This window comes from Erythrobacter sp. JK5 (genome assembly GCF_018205975.1).
Taxonomy (GTDB): Bacteria; Pseudomonadota; Alphaproteobacteria; order Sphingomonadales; family Sphingomonadaceae; genus Erythrobacter.
In genome coordinates, this window is the sequence record NZ_CP073577.1 from 639,727 (window position 1) to 657,528 (window position 17,802).

The following is a 17,802-nucleotide window of genomic DNA, read 5'->3' on the forward strand; positions in this document are numbered from 1 at the left end:
GAGAACCCCTTATGATTGATCAGATGCTTGCTTCGCAGAAAAGCGACCGACAAAATAGGTTACTAGTCCGATGATGAGTTGCCCGGTGACAAGCCATCCGTAGTTTTGAAAGAGCGGGTTGCTTGATTGCGATATATCCATCGTTAGCGACATCAGGCCAGCCAGCATTGCGGGTATGGTGACGAACAATGCGAGCCACCAAAAACGCTTTCGGCCAGCCCAGAAAACTATGCCAACATAGACAACCAGACCAATGAGGCCTGAGAACAAGCCGAAGAGAAGAGGGTCGATCACGCGAGCGAGCTATCCAGCCCTTTACATGCTTCGAGCAGTTCCTCGACCGCGTCGGTGCTGACCTTGAGGTTGGCTTTCTCTTCGTCGCTGAGTTCGATCTCGATCACCTCTTCGGTTCCGCCCGCGCCAATCACGGTGGGGACGCCGACATAGAGCCCGTCGAGGCCGTATTTGCCCTGGACATAGCTGGCACACGGAAGGATGCGCTTCTGGTCGCCCAGATACGCCTCGGCCATGCTGATCGCGCTGGTGGCGGGAGCGTAATAGGCCGAACCATTGCCGAGCAGCTGCACGATCTCGCCGCCGCCTGCGCGGGTGCGCTTGACGATCTCGTCGATGCGCTCTGCGGGAACGCCCTTGATCTTGGCATAGTCGTTCACCGGAATGCCGTTGATCGTGGTGTAGCTGGTGACGGGAACCATCGTGTCGCCGTGGCCGCCGAGCACGAAGGCGTTGACGTCTCGGGTCGACACGCCGAACTCCCAGGCGAGGAAGGTCGCGAACCGCGCGCTGTCGAGCACGCCGGCCATGCCGACCACCTTGTTGTGCGGCAGGCCGCTGAATTCGCGCAGCGCCCACACCATCGCGTCGAGCGGGTTGGTGATGCAGATCACGAACGCGTCGGGGCAGTTGTTCTTGATGCCTTCGCCGACGGCCTTCATCACTTTCAGGTTGATGCCGAGCAGGTCGTCACGGCTCATGCCCGGCTTGCGCGGAACGCCGGCCGTGACGATCACGACGTCGGCGCCGGCAATGTCTGCATAGTCGTTCGAGCCGGTGATCTTCGCGTCGAAGCCCTCGATCGGGCCGCACTGGCTGAGATCAAGTGCCTTGCCCTGCGGCATGCCCTCGGCGATGTCGAACAGGACGATGTCGCCCATTTCCTTCTTCGCTGCGAGGTGGGCGAGCGTGCCGCCAATCATGCCTGCGCCGATGAGCGCGATCTTCTTGCGTGCCATGTGCGAGATTTCCTTCCCTGATCCGACGGGACGAAGAAACAGTTGCAAGGTCCCGCTGCCAGCCCGTCCCAAATGGCGTTACGCAACGGAAATCGCAGGTCGGGGTAGGCGGGTGGATAGGTGAATGCAACCGTCAATAGGTCGCATTCGGCATTAATCTTTGCAAATAGTTCGCAGTTGCAATAACTGTCCGTGTCTCAGGCTTTCGAGTGTCAGGCGCTGCATCGATGGGAGCGGGCCGAAGAGCCCTGCGCGTGCGTTCAGCCGATCACGCGGCGCGTGTCGCTGTCGCGTTCCTGCGCCAGCAGCATCGCGGCGAGGTAATCCGGGACCGCGCGGCTGAAGTAGAAGCCCTGGCCCAGCGTACAGCCCGCCTCGCGCACCGCCTGAACTTGCTCGATCGTCTCGAGCCCCTCGGCAACGATCTCCATCTCCAGCGTCGAACCCATCTCCGCCACTGCGCGGATGATCGCGTCCGACTTGCGCCCGACATTCGGCCCCGACACGAAACTGCGATCGACCTTGATCTTGTTGAGCGGGAAGGTGTTGATGTAGCCGAGCGAGGAATAGCCGGTCCCGAAATCGTCGAGCGCGAACTTGACCCCGATCGACGACAGCTCCTCGATAAAGGCAGCGGTCGCATGGTTGTCTTCGATGAACAGGCTCTCGGTCACTTCGAGCTCGAGCCGCGCGGGATCGAGCCCCGCCTCGCGCAGCGCATTGCGGATGCCCAGCGCCGCGCCCGGCGCACGGATCTGCAACGGGGACAGGTTGACCGCGACCGTCACGTCTTCGGGCCATTGGGCGGCGGTGCGCGCGGCCTGCGCGGTGATCCAGTTGCCCAGCGTCACGATCACGCCGGTCTCTTCGGCCACCGGGATGAACTCGTCGGGGCGCAGCTCGCCCTTTTCCGGGTGGAACCAGCGCACCAGCGCCTCGAACGTGCGGATCTTGCCGGTTTCGAGATCGACGATCGGCTGGAAGAAGATCGACAATTCGTCGCGTTGCAGTGCGGCGCGCAGCTCGTCCTCGATCTCGCGCCGGCGCACCAGGTCGCGGGTCATGGTCTTGTCGAAGAAGCGGGTCTGCGCCCGCCCGCCCACCTTGGCGTGGTACAGCGCCAGGTCGGCGCTTTGCATCAGCGTGTCGGCATCGCGGCCGTCCTCGGGCAGCAGGGCGACACCGAGCGAGGCGCGCACTTCGAGCCGGTCGCCGTCGATCCGCACCGTGCGCATGATCTCTGCATGGACTTCGCTGGCGATCCGTTCGGCGTGCTTGCGGTCGTCGACCGGGCAGAACAGCACGAATTCGTCGCCGCCGAAGCGCGAAACGGTCGATCCGTCGGGGCACACGTCGGTCAGCCTGCGGGCGACCTCGCTCAGCACCCGGTCGCCGACGGGATGGCCGAGCAGGTCGTTGACTTCCTTGAACCGGTCGAGGTCGATCCAGATCAGCGCGAGGCGGGTGTCGTCGTCGACCGTCATCATCGTCTCTACCATCGCATGGTTCAGACCGGCCCGGTTGGCGAGGCCGGTGACCACATCGGTGCGGGCGAGATGCTGCATCTTGTCGGCGAGCTGCTGGCTGGTTTCGGCCGCCGAGATGGAATCGCGCAGTACTTTGAAGACGTTGAGCACGATCGACATCATCGCCGGGATCAGCAATCCGATCGTGACGGCCAGCACGATCAGGCCAGGTTTGCCGCTGGCGAGGCAGGCAACCATGATCGGTACGCAGGCAAGAGCGAGCTGACCGATCCCGATCACCGGGCGTCCGGCGTTACGCGGCGACACGCCGACGCCGTAGCACAGCGCGTTCGCGACCATCAGCACCTGGACTTCGCTCGGCGCCTCGAGCCAGATCGTTGCGGCACCGTACATGCCGAGCACCAGCGCGTAGCTGAAGGCTCCGATCTCGTAGACCAGCTCGAGCTTGCGGGTGCTGGTTCCGTGGGAGTTGGGTGACAGGCCCAGCGCGGCGGTGACGCGCGCGACCGCGATCACGGTCAACAGCACGCACCCCACATACAGCTCGGGCATTTCGGCGAACCATGCCGCAAGCGTCGCGGCGGTGACTGTGGTGAAGGCACCGATCGCAAGGCTGGCGGGTTGGGTATAGAGCGTCTTGACGAGGATGCGTCGCACCCGCGCGGACAGCTTGTCCGCGCGTTCGCGCCTGAGACGCGCCGCGCAAATCGCGCGCAATTTGGTTATAGGCCCAACCGCACCTTGCATAGCATTCGAATTAGCCCAAACTCGTCAAGTCTAAGTTAACACTCTGCTTACCGCGATTTTCCGCAGTAATGCTGGGGTCTTAGGCTTCGACGCTGTCGATTTCGACGGGCGAACTTGAGTCGTTTTGTGCCGCAGGGACTACCTGTTCGGCCTGCGCCGCCAACCGGCGGTCGAGTGTCCGGGTGATTCCCAGCCACCAATCATAGGCCGCGCGATCCCCGGCGAAGAACGCTTCCTCGGCGCGGGCACGCGCCGCGCGCGCCGCCCCCAGCCCGTACTGGGCGAAATGGCGCAAGGCCGCGCGCAGCATCTGCTCGTTCGGGACCGGCGCGCCATACCGTGCAAGATTGTCGTTGGCGGCGCGCTCGGGCGCGACGAAGCGCAGGATGCGGGCAACCGGCGATTGATCGGCAATCTCGACGGCGGCGAAGTGACGGCTCATGAATGCGACTTCCATATGTTTTTGCGGGCGCGCCGGACATGCGGTCTTCGCCTCGTTCGATGTCGCCGAAATACCGGGTGGCCGCTAAGGCTTGGTATTGGGACAGGGTTTCGCGCGAATTAACCTTGAGCGGTGGTGGCGATCGCGGGAAACCGAGGTCACTGACCCGTAGCGGGCCTTGATGGCGGAACCGACAGGTCGAGGCTCTTGGGGTCGGCCTTCCACTGTCCGGCCTTGGCATAGGGCTGCTTGACCTGACCGGCCCCGCTCCAGGCCGGATTGACCGGCGGCGTCGTTGCGACAGACGAAACGGGTGCAGCGGGTGCGGGCGGCGTCGGCGCTCGCGGCGCAGCGCCGATGGGCACCGGATTGACCGGCGCAAGGCCCGGTGGGTTGGCGGTAGCGCGCGCGGGCGCTGTCTCGTCGATCGCCAAAGCAGCGGGCGCGCGTGCGGGCACACCCGGTTCGAACCCGGCATAGGTCACGGTGAAGGCGCCCAGGCTGCCGCCTGCCCCGCGATTGCGATAGAAACGGTGCGCGCCGATCGTGCCGATATGGTCGAGCGAACCCGCCCAGCGCGGATTGACCCAGAGCGTGTGGTAATGCGTCGCGTGACCGACCGGCGCGTAGACTTCGCCGGCCAGCGCTGCGGCGGCAATCCGCTGCGCGCGCGCCCAGCTGGCGCCGCCCGCCCTGCGGGCCAGGCTGCCGTCGCAGGTGAAGGTGAACTGGCAGCCGGTCGAACGGTTCGATCCCTGATAGACCACGCCGCACACGCTCGAAGGCCAGCTGGGATGCGCCACGCGGTTGAGCACCACCTGCGCCACGGCGCGCTGACCCGCCTCGCTTTCGCTCGCGGCCTCGTACCACACCGCCTGCGCGAGGCATTGCTGCGCGCGCGCTCGCGATGCGCCGCTGCCGGCGAGCGCGAAGGCGCGTGCGGCCGGACCGGATTCGATCCGCTCGCCCAGGGCATAGCCGACGGCATCGGTCGATCCGTCGAGCGGATCGGTAGCGGGCAGCGCGATCAGCGCCTCGCTCGGCGAATCGGCGAGGTAATAGAAGGCAGAACCGGGAAAGCTCATGCCCGGTCGCTCGAACGGCATCGCCGCATCCAGCGCCAGCCGCGCCTCGTCGCGCGGGGCCGAGGCCGGTGCGGCTCCGAAATCGCCCGGTGCAGCCATCGCCGGAACCGCGATCGCCGCAGCCAGCACCGCGATGCGCTTGCGCAGCGACAGCCGTGGTTCGTTGGCGGTCGCGGCATCGCGCGTCCCATCGGGCAGCCTGATCACGTCAGGCGCTGGTTTCTTGAGGATCCGGTTTCGTGTCATGGCGCACCTTGGCGCGTATCGCGCGGGCGCTCGGTATTCGAGCGCCAAAACTCTGGCGTCCCGAAAGCAAACACTCTTGGTTTACCTGTTAATGCCTCGGGTCAACCATGATTGATGCAGGGTGCTTGCGGGCGGCGATCGCCCCGCGTATCGCCTGCCGACGGGGTCATGGCGCACACGAAACTCTCTTCCGGCCTTTGGACGATGCGCCGCCTCGCGTTCGGGTTCGCGGCTCTGTCGCTGGCCGGATGCGCACCAGGCGCGCCGGATGAGGCCGAGGTTTCCGGCAAGCCCACCTTCGTCAGCCTCAATCCCTGCCTCGACGCGCTGCTTGTCGAGGTGGCCGAACCCGGGCAGATCCTCGCGCTGTCGCACTACAGCATCGATCCTTCGGCGAGCTCGATCGCGGTCGAACGCGCGCGGCAGATCGGGATTACCGGCGGATCGGCGGAGGAGGTGCTGGCGCTCGAGCCCGATATCGTTCTTGCAAGCACGTTCATCGCGCCTTCCACCCGCGCCGCGTTCGAGCGGCTGGGCCTGAGGGTCGAAACCTTCGACAGCCCCGCGACCGTCGCCGAAAGCGTGGAGCAGGTCCGCCGCCTTGCCGGGTTGGCGGGAGATGTTGCTGCAGGAGAGGCGCTGGTGCAGGCGATCGCACGCCCGGCGCACGGATCGCAGGGAAGGCGCGCGATATCGACCCTGCTGTGGCAACCTGGCCAGATCGTGCCCGGCGAGACCACGCTGATCGGCGAGCTTCTTCGCGAAAGCGGGTTTGCCAGCCACAGCGCCGAACGCGGACTGCACCAGGGCGATTACGTCGCGCTGGAAACGCTGCTGGTCGATCCGCCCGAATTGCTGCTGGTCGCCGGATCGAGCGCGGGGCAGCGCCATCCGATGCTCGCACGCATGCGCGGCACGCAGGTCGAGCCGCTCGACCAGCGGCTGCTGTTTTGCGGCGGTCCGACCATCATCGATGTGCGCCGCCGGCTCGTGGAGGTTCGCGAGGCGATCGAGCGGCGCGACGAGACCCCGACCGAACGCCCGCTTCAGGCGCGTCGGGAGGGCGCGGGTCCTTGAACCGCGCCGCTCTGGTCTTTGCCGCCCTGCTGGCGCTGCTGCTGCCGCTTTCGCTGCTGGCGGGACGGGTCTGGCTCGACCCGGCGACCATGCCGAACGCGACTCTGATCCTGCTGGAACTGCGCCTGCCGCGCGCAGCGCTGGCGGTGGTTGTTGGGGCAGGGTTGGGCGCGGCCGGAGCGGCGATGCAGGGCTATCTGCGCAACCCGCTCGCCGATCCGGGCCTGTTCGGGATCGCGCCGATGGCGGCGCTGGGGGCGGTTGCGAGTTTCTGGTTCGGCGCGATGCTTCCGGCGGCGTGGGCAGCGTGGAGCCTGCCCGCCTTTGCCCTGACCGGAGCCGCTCTGGGGATGGCGCTGCTGGCGTTGATCGCCGGGCGCACCGCGTCCGATGCGGCGGGCGGAGCCGGGGGCGGGATCGCGCTGTTCACGCTCGCCGGTCTGATGATCGCGAGCCTTGCCGGAGCGCTCACCGCGCTGGCGATCACGCTGGCGCCGAATCCGTTCGCGCTGAGCGAGATCGTGCTGTGGCTCAACGGGGCGCTGACCGACCGGTCGTGGCGCGAGGTCGGGATCGCCGCGCCGCTGGTGGCGGTGGGGATCGCGGCGCTGGCGCTGACAGCGCGCTCGCTCGATGCGCTGACCTTGGGCGAAGACGCCGCGCGTTCGCTGGGCGTGCAGCCGGGGCGCTTGCTGCTGCTGCTGGTCGCGGGCGTCGGGCTGACGGTCGGCGCGGGCGTCGCGGTGGCCGGGATCATCGGCTTCGTCGGGCTGATCGTCCCGCATCTGGTGCGCCCGCTGACCGACCGGCTGCCGTCGAGCCTGATCCTGCCCAGCGCGCTCGCCGGAGCCTGCCTGGTGCTGATCGCCGACAGCGCGGTGCGGGTGCTGCCCCTTGTCACCGAATTGCGGCTCGGCATCGCGCTGAGCCTGATCGGCGCGCCGTTCTTCCTGTGGCTGCTGCTGCGGATGCGGCGAGGGAGATTGTGACGTGGAGACGGTGACGCTCGCTGCCGAAAACCTCTCGCTGATGCGCGGCGGCCGGACTGTCGTCGAGCGGGTCACCGCCGCGCTCGCTCCCGGGCGGATCACCGCCATTTGCGGCCCCAACGGTGCGGGCAAATCGAGCCTGCTGATGGGACTGGCCGGCCTGATCGACCCGGTCGTCGGCGCTGTGCGGCTCGATAGCCGCACGCTGGCGCAGCATGACGCGCGCGAGCGGGCGAAGGCACTGGGCTATCTCCCGCAAAGCGCCGATGTCGCGTGGGACGTATCGGTCGAAAGCCTCGTCGCGCTCGGCCGCCTGCCGCATCGCGATCGCGGCGAGGGCGAGGTCGAGGTGGCGATCGCCGCGCTCGCGCTCGAGGAACTGCGTCACCGCCCCGTCAGCCGTTTATCGGGCGGCGAACGCGCCCGCGCGCTGCTCGCAAGGGTGCTGGCCGGAACCCCGCAATGGATTCTCGCCGACGAGCCGCTCGCCGCGCTCGACCTCGCGCACCAGCTGAGCCTGATTGCGCATCTCAAGGCCTGCGCGGCTTCGGGGCAGGGCGTGGTCATCGTCGTGCACGATCTCGGCGTGGCGATGAACCACGCCGATCGCGTGCTGGTGCTGCGGGAGGGACGGCTGGTGGCCGACGGAGCGCCCGAAGCGGCGCTGTCGCGCGAAACGATCGCCAACGGGTGGGGCGTCGCGACCGAGTGGTTGGGCGAACCGGGCGCGCGCGCGCTCGCACTGCGCGACGGAATGCGAACCTAGGCGGGAGACCGGATCGGGGCGGGAGACGGAAGGGTCGCGAGGGTACGGCAAACCATGGAGCTGCCCATGGTGCCGGGCGCCCATGGAATGCCTCTCTTCACAGCCGCGAACGGCCAAGGTGCGACCCGAAGGACGAGGCGGAAGACCTGCAAAGAGGCCTCCCATGTGAACGATCACGGAGCAACACGGGACTTGAGATTTTCTGTAGGTGGGAGTTTGAAGGTGGAAAAGGATGCAAGTTCAATGAGGTATTTCGTTAACAAACTCCGGGATTCTTTTCCCGACTAATACAGCAACCGGGCGATTGGCGATGTGGGGGACACGGAATTCTCGCGGCACTGCGATCCGTTTGGTACTCGCAATGCCTAGGCTTCCGGGCGGAAGGTTGTCATTGCTGGAAATCAGGACGACCCGGCTTCACCGTTCGCAATAGCGGTAATCGCCTGCCTTGCAGCGGCGCACGGCTTCGCGCCATGCGGCCATGCGGCGTTCGTATTCGGCCATCGCCGCCTTGTGATCGCGGGTCGCCTGCCAGCCGCGCGCATATTCGGCGTCGCGGCGCTGGACGTAGCGGAGTTGCTCGCGGTTGAGGCGGCGGATTTCGGCCGCGTCACGCTCGCGCGCTTCCTTCGATTGCATCGCAGGGTCCTTGGGATCGTCCGCGACGGCGGGGCTTGCTCCGACCGTCGCGAGACTCAACATCGCTGCCGCCATTGCCGCTGCTCGATATCCGGTCATGCTGCGCCCCTCTTGCTGGTTCCGGCGGAAGGATAGCACGCGGCTTGTTCGGCATGATTAACGCCCGACGCAACCCGGCGCATGAGCGGCGCGGCTGGACCGGTTTTCCAGCAGCCCGCTGGACCAGTTCCAAACGGGTGAAATTCTCTCACCGCGTTCCTATCTCGGTGGAACGAACGCCTGTCCGGATCGCTCTAGTGTAGGCAGGGTGGGGATCGCGCCCGCCCGACCGCTTGACTTGCCGAACATTACCAGAACATAGAGAGTGTATGTCCCTGACCACGATCTCCGTCCGCGGTGCCCGCGAGCACAATCTCAAGGGTATCGATATCGATCTGCCGCGCGACGCGCTGATCGTCGTCACCGGGCTGTCGGGGTCGGGGAAATCGTCGCTCGCCTTCGACACGATCTATGCCGAGGGGCAGCGGCGTTATGTCGAGAGCCTTTCGGCCTATGCGCGCCAGTTCCTCGAGATGATGCAGAAGCCCGATGTCGAGCATATCGACGGGCTCTCGCCGGCGATCTCGATCGAGCAGAAGACCACCAGCCGCAATCCGCGCTCGACCGTCGCGACGGTGACCGAGATCTACGACTACATGCGGCTGCTGTGGGCGCGGGTGGGGGTGCCGTACTCGCCTGCGACCGGTGAACCGATCGAGGCGCAGAGCGTTTCGCAGATGGTGGACCGGGTGATTGCACTGCCCGAGGGTACGCGCGCCTATCTGCTTGCGCCGGTGGTGCGCGGGCGCAAGGGCGAATACCGCAAGGAGCTGGCCGAGTGGCAAAAGGCGGGCTTCACCCGTGTGCGGATCGACGGCGAGCTCTACGGAATCGAGGAGGCGCCCGCGCTCGACAAGAAGTTCAAGCACGACATCGAAGTGGTGGTTGACCGCCTCGCGGTGAAGGAAGGGCTGGAGACGCGGCTGGCGGACTCGTTCGAGACCGCGCTCAAGCTGGCTGACGGGCTGGCCTATGTCGATCTGGCCGATGGCGTGGTGCCGGGGCGTGAAGGCGAAGAGGCTACTGGCGGTGCGATGAAGGGCGCGGGCATCCCCGCCAACCGGGTCGTCTTTTCCGAGAAGTTCGCCTGCCCGGTCAGCGGCTTTACCATCGAAGAGATCGAACCGCGGCTGTTCTCGTTCAACTCGCCGCAGGGCGCGTGTCCGACCTGCGACGGGATCGGCGAAAAGCAGCTGTTCGATCCGCAGCTGGTGATCCCGAACGAGGCCCTGACCCTCAAGCAGGGTGCGGTGGCGCCTTGGGCGAAATCGAACCCACCGTCGCCCTATTACATGCAGGTGCTCTCGAGCCTCGCGAAGGCCTACGACTTCGACATCAACACGCCGTGGAAGGATCTGGAGCCGGACCAGCAGCTGATCATCCTGCACGGCACGGCCGGGATGCCGGTGCCGCTGACCTTCAAGGACGGGCGCAGGGAATACACCGTCAACAAGCCGTTCGAGGGTGTGATCGGCAACCTCAACCGCCGCATGATGCAGACCGAGAGCGCGTGGATGCAGGAGGAGCTGGGCAAGTTCCAGACCGCGCAACCGTGCGAGACCTGCGGGGGCAAACGGCTCAACGAGAAATCGCTCGCGGTGAAGATCGCGGGCACCGATATCGCCGAGCCGGCCAAGATGAGCGTGTCGGATGCGAAGGAGTGGTTCCTCGCGCTTGACGACAAGCTGACCGACCAGCAATCGCAGATCGCCCGCGCCATCCTCAAGGAGATCAACGAGCGGCTCGGCTTTCTCGACAATGTCGGGCTCGATTACCTCAACCTCGACCGTACCTCCGGAACATTGAGCGGCGGGGAGAGCCAGCGCATCCGGCTTGCGAGCCAGATCGGCAGCGGATTGTCGGGCGTGCTGTATGTGCTCGACGAACCCAGCATCGGCCTGCACCAGCGCGACAACGACCGGCTGCTGGAGACGCTCAAGCGGCTGCGCGATCTCGGCAACACGGTGATCGTGGTCGAGCATGACGAGGACGCGATCCGCCAGGCCGACCATATCGTCGATCTCGGCCCCGGCGCGGGTGTGCGCGGCGGCGAGGTGGTGGCGCAGGGCACGCTCAAGCAGATCATGAAGGCGAAACAGTCGCTCACCGCCGACTATCTGACCGGGCGGCGCGCAATCGCGGTCCCGGCCACGCGCCGCAAGGGTAACGGCTTCCAGCTGACCGTCCACGGCGCACAGGCGAACAACCTGCAAGACGTCACCGCCTCCATTCCGCTCGGCACCTTCACCTGCATCACCGGCGTTTCGGGCAGCGGCAAGTCGAGCTTCACCATCGACACACTCTACGCCGCCGCCGCGCGCACATTGAACGGCGCGCGGGTTATCGCGGGCAAGCACAACAAGGTCACCGGCCTCGAATATTGCGACAAGGTGATCGAGATCGACCAGTCGCCGATCGGCCGCACCCCGCGCTCCAACCCGGCGACCTACACCGGCGCCTTCACCCAGATCCGCGACTGGTTCGCAGGGCTGCCCGAAAGCCAGGCGCGCGGGTACAAGCCGGGCCGGTTCAGCTTCAACGTCAAGGGCGGGCGCTGCGAGCAGTGCACCGGCGACGGGCTGATCAAGATCGAGATGCACTTCCTCCCCGACGTCTACGTCACCTGCGAGGAATGCGGCGGCAAGCGCTACAACCGCGAAACGCTCGAGGTGAAGTTCAAGGGGCTCAGCATCGCCGACGTGCTCGACATGACGATCGAGGACGCGGAAGGGTTCTTCAAGGCCGTCCCCCCGATCCGCGACAAGATGCGGATGCTCAACGAGGTGGGGCTGGGCTACGTCAAGGTCGGCCAGCAGGCGACGACTTTGTCAGGCGGCGAGGCGCAGCGGGTGAAGCTGGCGAAGGAACTCAGCAAGCGCTCGACCGGGCAGACGCTCTACATCCTCGACGAACCGACCACCGGCCTGCATTTCGAGGATGTGCGCAAGCTGCTCGAAGTGCTGCACCGGCTGGTGGAGCAGGGCAATTCGGTGGTGGTGATCGAGCACAATCTCGACGTCATCAAGACCGCCGACTGGATCCTCGATCTCGGGCCGGAGGGCGGCGTGCGCGGGGGCGAGGTGGTCGCTGCGGGCACTCCGGAAGATGTGGCGGAGGAACCGCGCTCGTTTACGGGACAGTACCTCAAGCCGATGCTCGAACGGCAGCGGGAAGCGGCGGAGTAACCCGAAATTAGGGCGCGTCGCGCATGATCCGCGAACCCGGCGCGGTCCAGCGCGTGCGGGAGGGAGGCTGTCATGTTGAAAGCACTGGTTCTGCTCGCATCCGCCGCGATCGGGTTCGTGGTCGCGTTTTCGTTCACCGCCAGCGACGAGATCGGCGTCGAAGTGTCCGAGCGGCTCGAATCCGACTTCGTCAACCAGTGCGCCGCCCGCGCGCAGTTTCCGCCCGAGCTCAAGCCCCACGCCCGCAGCATCTGCGGCTGCATGAAGGCCGAGTTCGACCGCAAGGGCATGGTGCTGACCGACGCCTTTGGCTCGAAGCGCAGCGAAATGCAGCAGGTGACGCAGGACTGCGCCCGGATGTATATGTAGCGGTGGAGAAGCGACGATGACCGATCACGAGGACGACAACGCCTTCGACCGTATCGATCGCAGGATCGGAATGGCGTGGAGCCGCCTGGGCGGCGCGGTGTTCGGCATGATGGGCTTGCTCGCGCTGCGCAGCGCGTTCCTGTCCGGGGACACGACCAGCCAGCTGATCATCGGCGCCGCCGCGCTCGCGCTGCTCTGGCTCGCCTACACATGCTTCAAATCGCGCACCGGGATCCTGGACTTGCTGGGAGACAACGGGCCCGGGCGGAAGGGTTAGCTGAGAAGGCGAAGAGATGGGTCGTCTATCGGTGCTGGCGGAGATCTACCTGAGTGCATCTGAAGCCGATGATAGAGACCGTTGCTCGCGCTGCCCTGGAGACAGCGGAGTGAGGGCCAAGTGCTTGTGGATAAGTAATTCTTGATCGAGCCCTTGCATTTCGGGAGCTGCCTACCCACCCTTTATTATGCCCTGGGGCTTGGATCCGGGGGATCACTGTTTGGGATGTCAAGTGCGCTGATGCGCGCGACGACGAAGGGCAGGGTGACTTCGAGAGTCATGTTGAACTTTACTCCTAGATAGAGTGTGGATGTAATCATCGCTACAACGATATTATAACACACTAGGTACTTTCGAACCGGCTCTCGAAGCCGGGAGTAAGGTCGTTAACCCGGAGGACGTGTGGGACGAACGGTATCCTCTGCCTCCGGGTACGCACCAGAAGACGACGAATTCGACCCTCGCATTGATGACTTCGTTTCCAAGGAACGGAACTACACGCATTTCGATTTGCCTTTGTCTGAGGCGCGTCGTGATGGAATCTCGTTCACGGCAAATGATATTTGCGCTCACTCATTTTGGCCATTGCTAGCATATGATTCAATTGAGCGGCGAGCAAAGAAAGACGAGAATGGCGATACAATTTTCGTCGAAAAGGCACGCCCCATCAAATTCGCCGCGCATCTCGATGCTGCATTGCTAGAGTGGTATACGAAAGCCTTGTCAGAGAATTACGAGGCTTGGCTTCGAGATCAGGCATTTTCGTCTTCGATCTTAGCTTATAGATCGGGCGTTGGGGACAATATCAGTCACGCCAAGAGCCTCTTTGATGAGATCCGCGAACGTGGAGAATGTACGGCAATTGCCGTCGACATCAGTGGCTTTTTCGACAACATCCGCCATGTTGTGTTGTTGGAGGCTGCAAAGACCGTACTTAAATGTTCGCGGTTGCCCGAGCATCATTTCAAGGTATTCGATCGAATGACCCGCTTTTCTTGGGTTGAATCTGACGCGCTTAAGGCAAGGCTCGGCGACCAATATGGAAGGCGCGGAAGGATCTGTAATGCTCAACAGTTCCGTGAGAAGATTCGGCCGAATGGTGCTTCTCTCGTGCAAGAGAATTCAGATGCTTTCGGAATACCTCAGGGTACGCCGCTTTCCGGTCTTTACGCTAATATGAGCATGCTGCGAGTAGACCGTGAAATGCACGAACTAGCCAGCGGTATGGGTGGCAGCTACCGGCGCTATTCCGACGATATTGCCTTTATCGTACCGGGCATCGTAGACCCGGATCAGATTGTGAATAATCTCGAAGCGATCCTAAACTCGGTTGGTCTGGAGTTAAGCACACATAAAACAGAAACCAGTCACTTTTCGTTGGTCGAAAAGTGTCAAGTATCGAACAGACCATTCCAATACCTCGGTTTCACTTTCGATGGTCAGCGTGTCTTGATCCGCCAGTCCTCCCTGAGTCGCTATTATTCTAAGATGCACAATGGTGTGCGTGCGAAGGTTCGGGCTGCGATTACAAGAGGCGTGGCGCGAGAAGAAATTTTCCTTCGAGAGCTCTTTCGTAGGTACACGCACTTTGGGAAGTCGCGAAACTTTCCACGCTATGCGTACCGTGCATCACGAGTTCTTGAAGCGCCAGAAATTCGCTTTCAAATGAGAAATCACATGCAAGCGTTCAAGGCTGCGCTTCGATACTATTTGGATCGAGCATACGGATAGATTGGGATCAATTCGTCTTGGTGCTGATTGTCCTACTTAGCCCAGGATTATCAGTTGCTCCATTTTGACAACAGACGATATCAACGTGCGCGAGATTTCGTACCATCCGCATGGCTCGCGTGAACTGAACAGCCTCAGCCAGCGCGATGGGCTAGATCATCGGCACCGAGTAGCCACCATGTCGCGGAGCACGGCCCGAAGGGCGGCAAGGGCGACCGCCCGCTCGCAGCGATGCGCCTGAAAGGCGCGTGAGCGAGGGAAGCGAAGCTGAGCGACCGGAGGGAGGACAATTCGCAGCTCGGATGCGCTGCGCAACAAACTACGCCGCGTTTTTCGCCGCCACGTAATCCTCCAGCTTCGCCTGCATTACTCGCGCCCCGTCGCAGTCGCTGCCGTTCTCGCCGCAGCCGAGCAGCTCGACGAACTTCTCGGCGTTGATCGCGACGTCGTCGGGGCCGATCTGGTCGAACGGATCCTCGAGGTGGTTCTGGATGTTGTCGAGCCCGGTCAGGATCACCGCGAACAGCACGGGCATGACATAGGTCAGCACCGGCGCGTCATACTCGACCGCGCAATAGGCGAAGAACGGGCCGTAGATCAGCGGCAGGAGGATGATGAACACGTCGCTGAAGGCGCGCAGGGTGCGCGGGGTGCGGTACTGGTAGATGTGTTTCACGCTTTCGAACGCGACGATCATCTTCGACACATACTGGTTGCAGCGGCTGCATTCGCCGCTCGCGAGCCCTTCGCTGCGCATCCGCTTCACGAAGTCCGACAGCTGCGAGAAGGCGGCGTAGACGTCGCGCTCGGTCCGGGGCATGTCCTCAAGGTTGCCCTTGAACATGTCGCGGCAGGCGGTGAGGAGGTTGGACAGGACGGCCTCGACATGGTGCAGGCGCTCGAGCTTGGCCTGTTTTGCGTCGCCGTCCTCATCCGGAAGCCAGTCGCGCGCGGCGAAGTAGAGCGCGCGGCCATGCGCCTTGATGATCCCGTAATCGTCGAGCGCGGCCTCGCGGCGCTTGTAGGCGTGGCCGATCGAGAACACGATCGGGAAGATCACTGCGGTCGAGATGATGGTGAGCGGGTAGTCGGCGATCAGGCCAAGCTTGAGCGAGGCCCATGTGGAGACCACCGCGAGCGCGACGATCATCAGCGACTTTCCGTTGATTACCAGCCCGATACGGGTGAAGCGTTCCCAGCTCATGCAGTCCTCGATCGTGTCCTTGCGATTGAGCGCTGGCCCTAGCGCAGCCGAATTGAGGTATGGTTAAGCGGGCGCGGGGCGGGATTCGCCCGGATGGGCCGCCTCGTGTACGGTGAGCGGGCGAGGAGGACTGCCATGAGTTGGATGCTCAGAAACGTGCGCGTGACCAGTTACGAAACTCACAGGGCCAGTGCGTCAGGCGGGCCGGGCAAGACGCTGCAAGTGATCGCGCCGCGCGACACGTTCAAGCAGGGTCAGCGCATTCCGAAGCTCACCCTGCAGGACCAGAAGGGCAACACCGTCGCGCTCGAACTGGCGCATGTCGTGCAGCAGCGTCCCGCGCGCGCGCGGGCGGGCGGCAATGACGTGATGCAGCAGGAATGGTCGATCGTGTACGAGTCGATCCAGCGGGCGGTCTAACGCGTTTTCTTACACGGGCCGAATTGCGTAGGTTGCGCAAGGGTTTGGCTCGATATCGCCCGGTTGCGGCTCGCCCTTATGCGCGAAACCGGGTTGGAGAAGTGTCAACTTCGCATTTTCGCTCCAAAGGACTGTAATTTGTGAGGAAAAGCCCGGAAATGGCGGGTGACACGGTGTCAAGTGTGTCAACTTTGCCGGGAGCGAGGTCCGGGGTGATTGCGAGGAGGCTTTTCCGACTCGCGGCGCAGGTTTATTCTGGCTCTCCCACTGCGGGAGAGGGACTATGACGAAATCGACACATTGGATGGTCGCGTTCGGTTGCGGATTGGCGCTCGCTGCGGGGCCGGCGCTGTCGCAGGACAATCTCGCCTTCATCGGTACCTCGATGTTCGGCGAACAGGAGGTCGATCACGAAGGCGCAGGGGAGGATGCCAGCGGCGACTTCTCGGCCGAGCTCGACCTCAAGGCCGGGCGGATGTGCTACATGCTGGAGATCCAGGGGCTGGACGGCTTCACCGCCGCGCACCTGCACAAGGGAAGGCTGGGCGAAAACGGCCCGCCGGTGGTGACGCTGGAACTGTTGGGTGAGGACGGTCGCGACATCTGCGTGAATGTCGATCCCCAGCTGTTGAAGGACATCGCGAAGAACAAGGCGAAGTACTACGTCAACGTCCACACCGAGGAATTCCCGGCGGGTGCAGTCCGGGGCCAGTTGGCGGTAGAATAGGAAAGGGCGTGCGCTGGGATGCGCGCGTGTGTCAGCGCTCGACGATGTCGAGTTCGACGCTCGCGTGGCCGCGGCTGATCATCCCGAGCTGTTCCGCCGCCGCGCGCGAGAGATCGATCGAGCGACCGCGAACGAACGGCCCGCGATCGTTGATGCGCACGGTGACTTCGCGACCGTTGCGCGGGTTCGTCACGCGCACCAGCGTTCCGAAGGGCAGGGTGCGATGCGCCGCAGTGAGCGCGCTCATGTCGAAGCGTTCGCCATTGGCGGTGCGGCGGCCGTGGAACTTGCGCCCATAGAACGAGGCGACGCCCGACCCGAGACTGCGCACGATCGCGTCCGCTTCGACCGGCGGATCGAACTCGTCGAGATCGACCGCGCTGGGGGGATTTGCAGATCGGGCAGCGGCGCTTTCGTGAGCGGCTTGAATTCGCTGGCGAAATCGGCGGTGTCGCTCGTTCCCGCTCCCGTGGCGGGCGCAGTCGAGGCGGGTCGCGCGGCGCTTGCGGGCGCCAACGCCGCGGCATCCTCCGATGCCGGCGAAGCCTGCGAGGCCGAAATCGGCATGACTGTCGCAAGCACGGCGACAGCGCCTGCATTGCGAAGCTTGCGGAGAATACGAGGTGCCCTCTTCATGGGCTCCGCCTATACTTTGCCGGGGTTTCGCCGGGCAAACCACAAGCCCTCGCAGCGTCGGATTTGGAGAGCGGTCTACCGTCAGATGCCCCTCAAGCGCGGCAGGCCGAGTTTGGTTAACGCGATCGGGGGCGGTGCAGACTGGGTGTGTTGCGGATTCTCGCGGCTGCGAATCGGGCTGATCCAGGGGCAAAGCAAATGGGGCCGGCATTGCTGCCGACCCCACTCTCACCAGCGCGTGGTCACTCTCTCTTTCGAGTCTTCCGGCGAACCTTCCAACCCGACTTCCAGAGCGCGCTTGGCGCCCGGTGTCTTTCCGCATTCCCGAAGGTCTGCGTTCTGTCACCGGCGCTCGCGCCGGCATCCGGTTCACGCTTGCGAACAGTCCCATCGTTTCGGGCCGAAGCCCGTCGCGTTAAGGTC

17 protein-coding genes are annotated in these 17,802 nt (G+C 64.2%); 9 read left to right on the plus strand and 8 right to left on the minus strand.

The window, feature by feature from the left end; translation table 11 throughout:
• Positions 1-9 precede the first annotated feature (9 nt).
• The 5 genes from KDC96_RS03115 to KDC96_RS03135 all read right to left on the minus strand — a co-directional run bounded on the left by KDC96_RS03115 (position 10) and on the right by KDC96_RS03135 (position 5,260).
• Positions 10-294, minus strand: coding sequence for a hypothetical protein (locus KDC96_RS03115; RefSeq protein ID WP_212450625.1), 285 nt, complete (start codon positions 292-294; stop codon positions 10-12).
• A complete protein-coding gene (gene mdh, locus KDC96_RS03120) occupies positions 291-1,253 on the minus strand; it encodes a malate dehydrogenase (RefSeq protein WP_212450626.1) in 963 nt (320 codons plus the stop codon). Before mdh ends, KDC96_RS03115 begins: the two co-directional genes overlap by 4 nt.
• Positions 1,254-1,513: 260 nt before the next feature.
• Positions 1,514-3,457 carry a bifunctional diguanylate cyclase/phosphodiesterase gene (locus tag KDC96_RS03125; RefSeq protein WP_249171889.1) on the minus strand — a complete coding sequence of 648 codons (1,944 nt, stop codon included), beginning with the start codon at positions 3,455-3,457 and terminating at the stop codon, positions 1,514-1,516.
• 109 nt (positions 3,458-3,566) lie between these two features.
• A complete protein-coding gene (locus tag KDC96_RS03130) occupies positions 3,567-3,929 on the minus strand; it encodes a hypothetical protein (RefSeq protein ID WP_212450628.1) in 363 nt (120 codons plus the stop codon).
• Between the two features lie 158 nt (positions 3,930-4,087).
• Complete coding sequence (locus tag KDC96_RS03135; protein ID WP_249171890.1) at positions 4,088-5,260, minus strand: cell wall hydrolase; 1,173 nt, start codon at positions 5,258-5,260, stop codon at positions 4,088-4,090.
• A 168-nt stretch (positions 5,261-5,428) separates the two neighbouring features.
• Here KDC96_RS03135 and KDC96_RS03140 point away from each other — a divergent pair, with 168 nt between their 5' ends.
• Genes KDC96_RS03140 through KDC96_RS03150 form a run of 3 tightly spaced genes read left to right on the plus strand, consistent with a single transcriptional unit; the run spans position 5,429 to position 8,092 of the window.
• A complete protein-coding gene (locus tag KDC96_RS03140) occupies positions 5,429-6,337 on the plus strand; it encodes an ABC transporter substrate-binding protein (protein WP_249171891.1) in 909 nt (302 codons plus the stop codon).
• Positions 6,334-7,326 carry an iron ABC transporter permease gene (locus tag KDC96_RS03145; protein WP_212450629.1) on the plus strand — a complete coding sequence of 331 codons (993 nt, stop codon included), beginning with the start codon at positions 6,334-6,336 and terminating at the stop codon, positions 7,324-7,326. The genes KDC96_RS03140 and KDC96_RS03145 overlap by 4 nt, the downstream gene beginning before the upstream one ends.
• Before the next feature lie 10 nt (positions 7,327-7,336).
• Positions 7,337-8,092 carry an ABC transporter ATP-binding protein gene (locus tag KDC96_RS03150; RefSeq protein ID WP_249171988.1) on the plus strand — a complete coding sequence of 252 codons (756 nt, stop codon included), beginning with the start codon at positions 7,337-7,339 and terminating at the stop codon, positions 8,090-8,092.
• A 417-nt stretch (positions 8,093-8,509) separates the two neighbouring features.
• Here KDC96_RS03150 and KDC96_RS03155 read toward each other — a convergent pair whose 3' ends face one another.
• On the minus strand, positions 8,510-8,830 hold the full coding sequence (locus KDC96_RS03155; RefSeq protein WP_249171892.1) for a hypothetical protein: 321 nt from the start codon (positions 8,828-8,830) through the stop codon (positions 8,510-8,512).
• A gap of 269 nt (positions 8,831-9,099) precedes the next feature.
• Between KDC96_RS03155 and uvrA the strand changes: the two genes are divergently transcribed.
• The 4 genes from uvrA to drt2 all read left to right on the plus strand — a co-directional run bounded on the left by uvrA (position 9,100) and on the right by drt2 (position 14,392).
• The gene (gene uvrA, locus KDC96_RS03160) at positions 9,100-12,015 is read left to right on the plus strand and encodes an excinuclease ABC subunit UvrA (protein ID WP_212450630.1); all 2,916 of its coding nucleotides are present in this window, start codon (positions 9,100-9,102) and stop codon (positions 12,013-12,015) included.
• A 72-nt stretch (positions 12,016-12,087) separates the two neighbouring features.
• Complete coding sequence (locus KDC96_RS03165) at positions 12,088-12,384, plus strand: hypothetical protein (RefSeq protein WP_212450631.1); 297 nt, start codon at positions 12,088-12,090, stop codon at positions 12,382-12,384.
• Between the two features lie 16 nt (positions 12,385-12,400).
• Positions 12,401-12,661, plus strand: coding sequence for a hypothetical protein (locus KDC96_RS03170; protein WP_212450633.1), 261 nt, complete (start codon positions 12,401-12,403; stop codon positions 12,659-12,661).
• A gap of 402 nt (positions 12,662-13,063) precedes the next feature.
• A complete protein-coding gene (gene drt2 / locus KDC96_RS03175) occupies positions 13,064-14,392 on the plus strand; it encodes an antiviral reverse transcriptase Drt2 (RefSeq protein ID WP_212450635.1) in 1,329 nt (442 codons plus the stop codon).
• Positions 14,393-14,711: 319 nt separating this feature from the next.
• Here drt2 and KDC96_RS03180 read toward each other — a convergent pair whose 3' ends face one another.
• Positions 14,712-15,596 carry a hypothetical protein gene (locus tag KDC96_RS03180; protein ID WP_212450637.1) on the minus strand — a complete coding sequence of 295 codons (885 nt, stop codon included), beginning with the start codon at positions 15,594-15,596 and terminating at the stop codon, positions 14,712-14,714.
• Between the two features lie 135 nt (positions 15,597-15,731).
• Between KDC96_RS03180 and KDC96_RS03185 the strand changes: the two genes are divergently transcribed.
• Both KDC96_RS03185 and KDC96_RS03190 read left to right on the plus strand, forming a co-directional pair.
• Positions 15,732-16,016: a hypothetical protein gene (locus KDC96_RS03185; RefSeq protein WP_212450639.1), complete on the plus strand. Its 285-nt coding sequence runs from the start codon at positions 15,732-15,734 to the stop codon at positions 16,014-16,016.
• Between the two features lie 283 nt (positions 16,017-16,299).
• Positions 16,300-16,743 carry a CHRD domain-containing protein gene (locus KDC96_RS03190; RefSeq protein ID WP_212450641.1) on the plus strand — a complete coding sequence of 148 codons (444 nt, stop codon included), beginning with the start codon at positions 16,300-16,302 and terminating at the stop codon, positions 16,741-16,743.
• Positions 16,744-16,774: 31 nt separating this feature from the next.
• Here KDC96_RS03190 and KDC96_RS16335 read toward each other — a convergent pair whose 3' ends face one another.
• On the minus strand, positions 16,775-17,074 hold the full coding sequence (locus tag KDC96_RS16335; RefSeq protein ID WP_249171893.1) for a septal ring lytic transglycosylase RlpA family protein: 300 nt from the start codon (positions 17,072-17,074) through the stop codon (positions 16,775-16,777).
• Between the last annotated feature and the right edge of the window lie 728 nt (positions 17,075-17,802).

Excerpts from the sequence above, each read along its gene's own strand:
- mdh (WP_212450626.1), bottom strand. The coding sequence starts at position 1,253 with ATGGCACGCAAGAAGATCGCGCTCATCGGCGCAGGCATGATTGGCGGC.
- KDC96_RS03130 (WP_212450628.1), bottom strand. The coding sequence starts at position 3,929 with ATGAGCCGTCACTTCGCCGCCGTCGAGATTGCCGATCAATCGCCGGTT.
- KDC96_RS03135 (WP_249171890.1), bottom strand. The coding sequence starts at position 5,260 with ATGACACGAAACCGGATCCTCAAGAAACCAGCGCCTGACGTGATCAGG.
- KDC96_RS03140 (WP_249171891.1), top strand. The coding sequence starts at position 5,429 with ATGGCGCACACGAAACTCTCTTCCGGCCTTTGGACGATGCGCCGCCTC.
- KDC96_RS03155 (WP_249171892.1), bottom strand. The coding sequence starts at position 8,830 with ATGACCGGATATCGAGCAGCGGCAATGGCGGCAGCGATGTTGAGTCTC.
- uvrA (WP_212450630.1), top strand. The coding sequence starts at position 9,100 with ATGTCCCTGACCACGATCTCCGTCCGCGGTGCCCGCGAGCACAATCTC.
- KDC96_RS03165 (WP_212450631.1), top strand. The coding sequence starts at position 12,088 with ATGTTGAAAGCACTGGTTCTGCTCGCATCCGCCGCGATCGGGTTCGTG.
- KDC96_RS03170 (WP_212450633.1), top strand. The coding sequence starts at position 12,401 with ATGACCGATCACGAGGACGACAACGCCTTCGACCGTATCGATCGCAGG.
- KDC96_RS03180 (WP_212450637.1), bottom strand. The coding sequence starts at position 15,596 with ATGAGCTGGGAACGCTTCACCCGTATCGGGCTGGTAATCAACGGAAAG.
- KDC96_RS03185 (WP_212450639.1), top strand. The coding sequence starts at position 15,732 with ATGAGTTGGATGCTCAGAAACGTGCGCGTGACCAGTTACGAAACTCAC.
- KDC96_RS03190 (WP_212450641.1), top strand. The coding sequence starts at position 16,300 with ATGACGAAATCGACACATTGGATGGTCGCGTTCGGTTGCGGATTGGCG.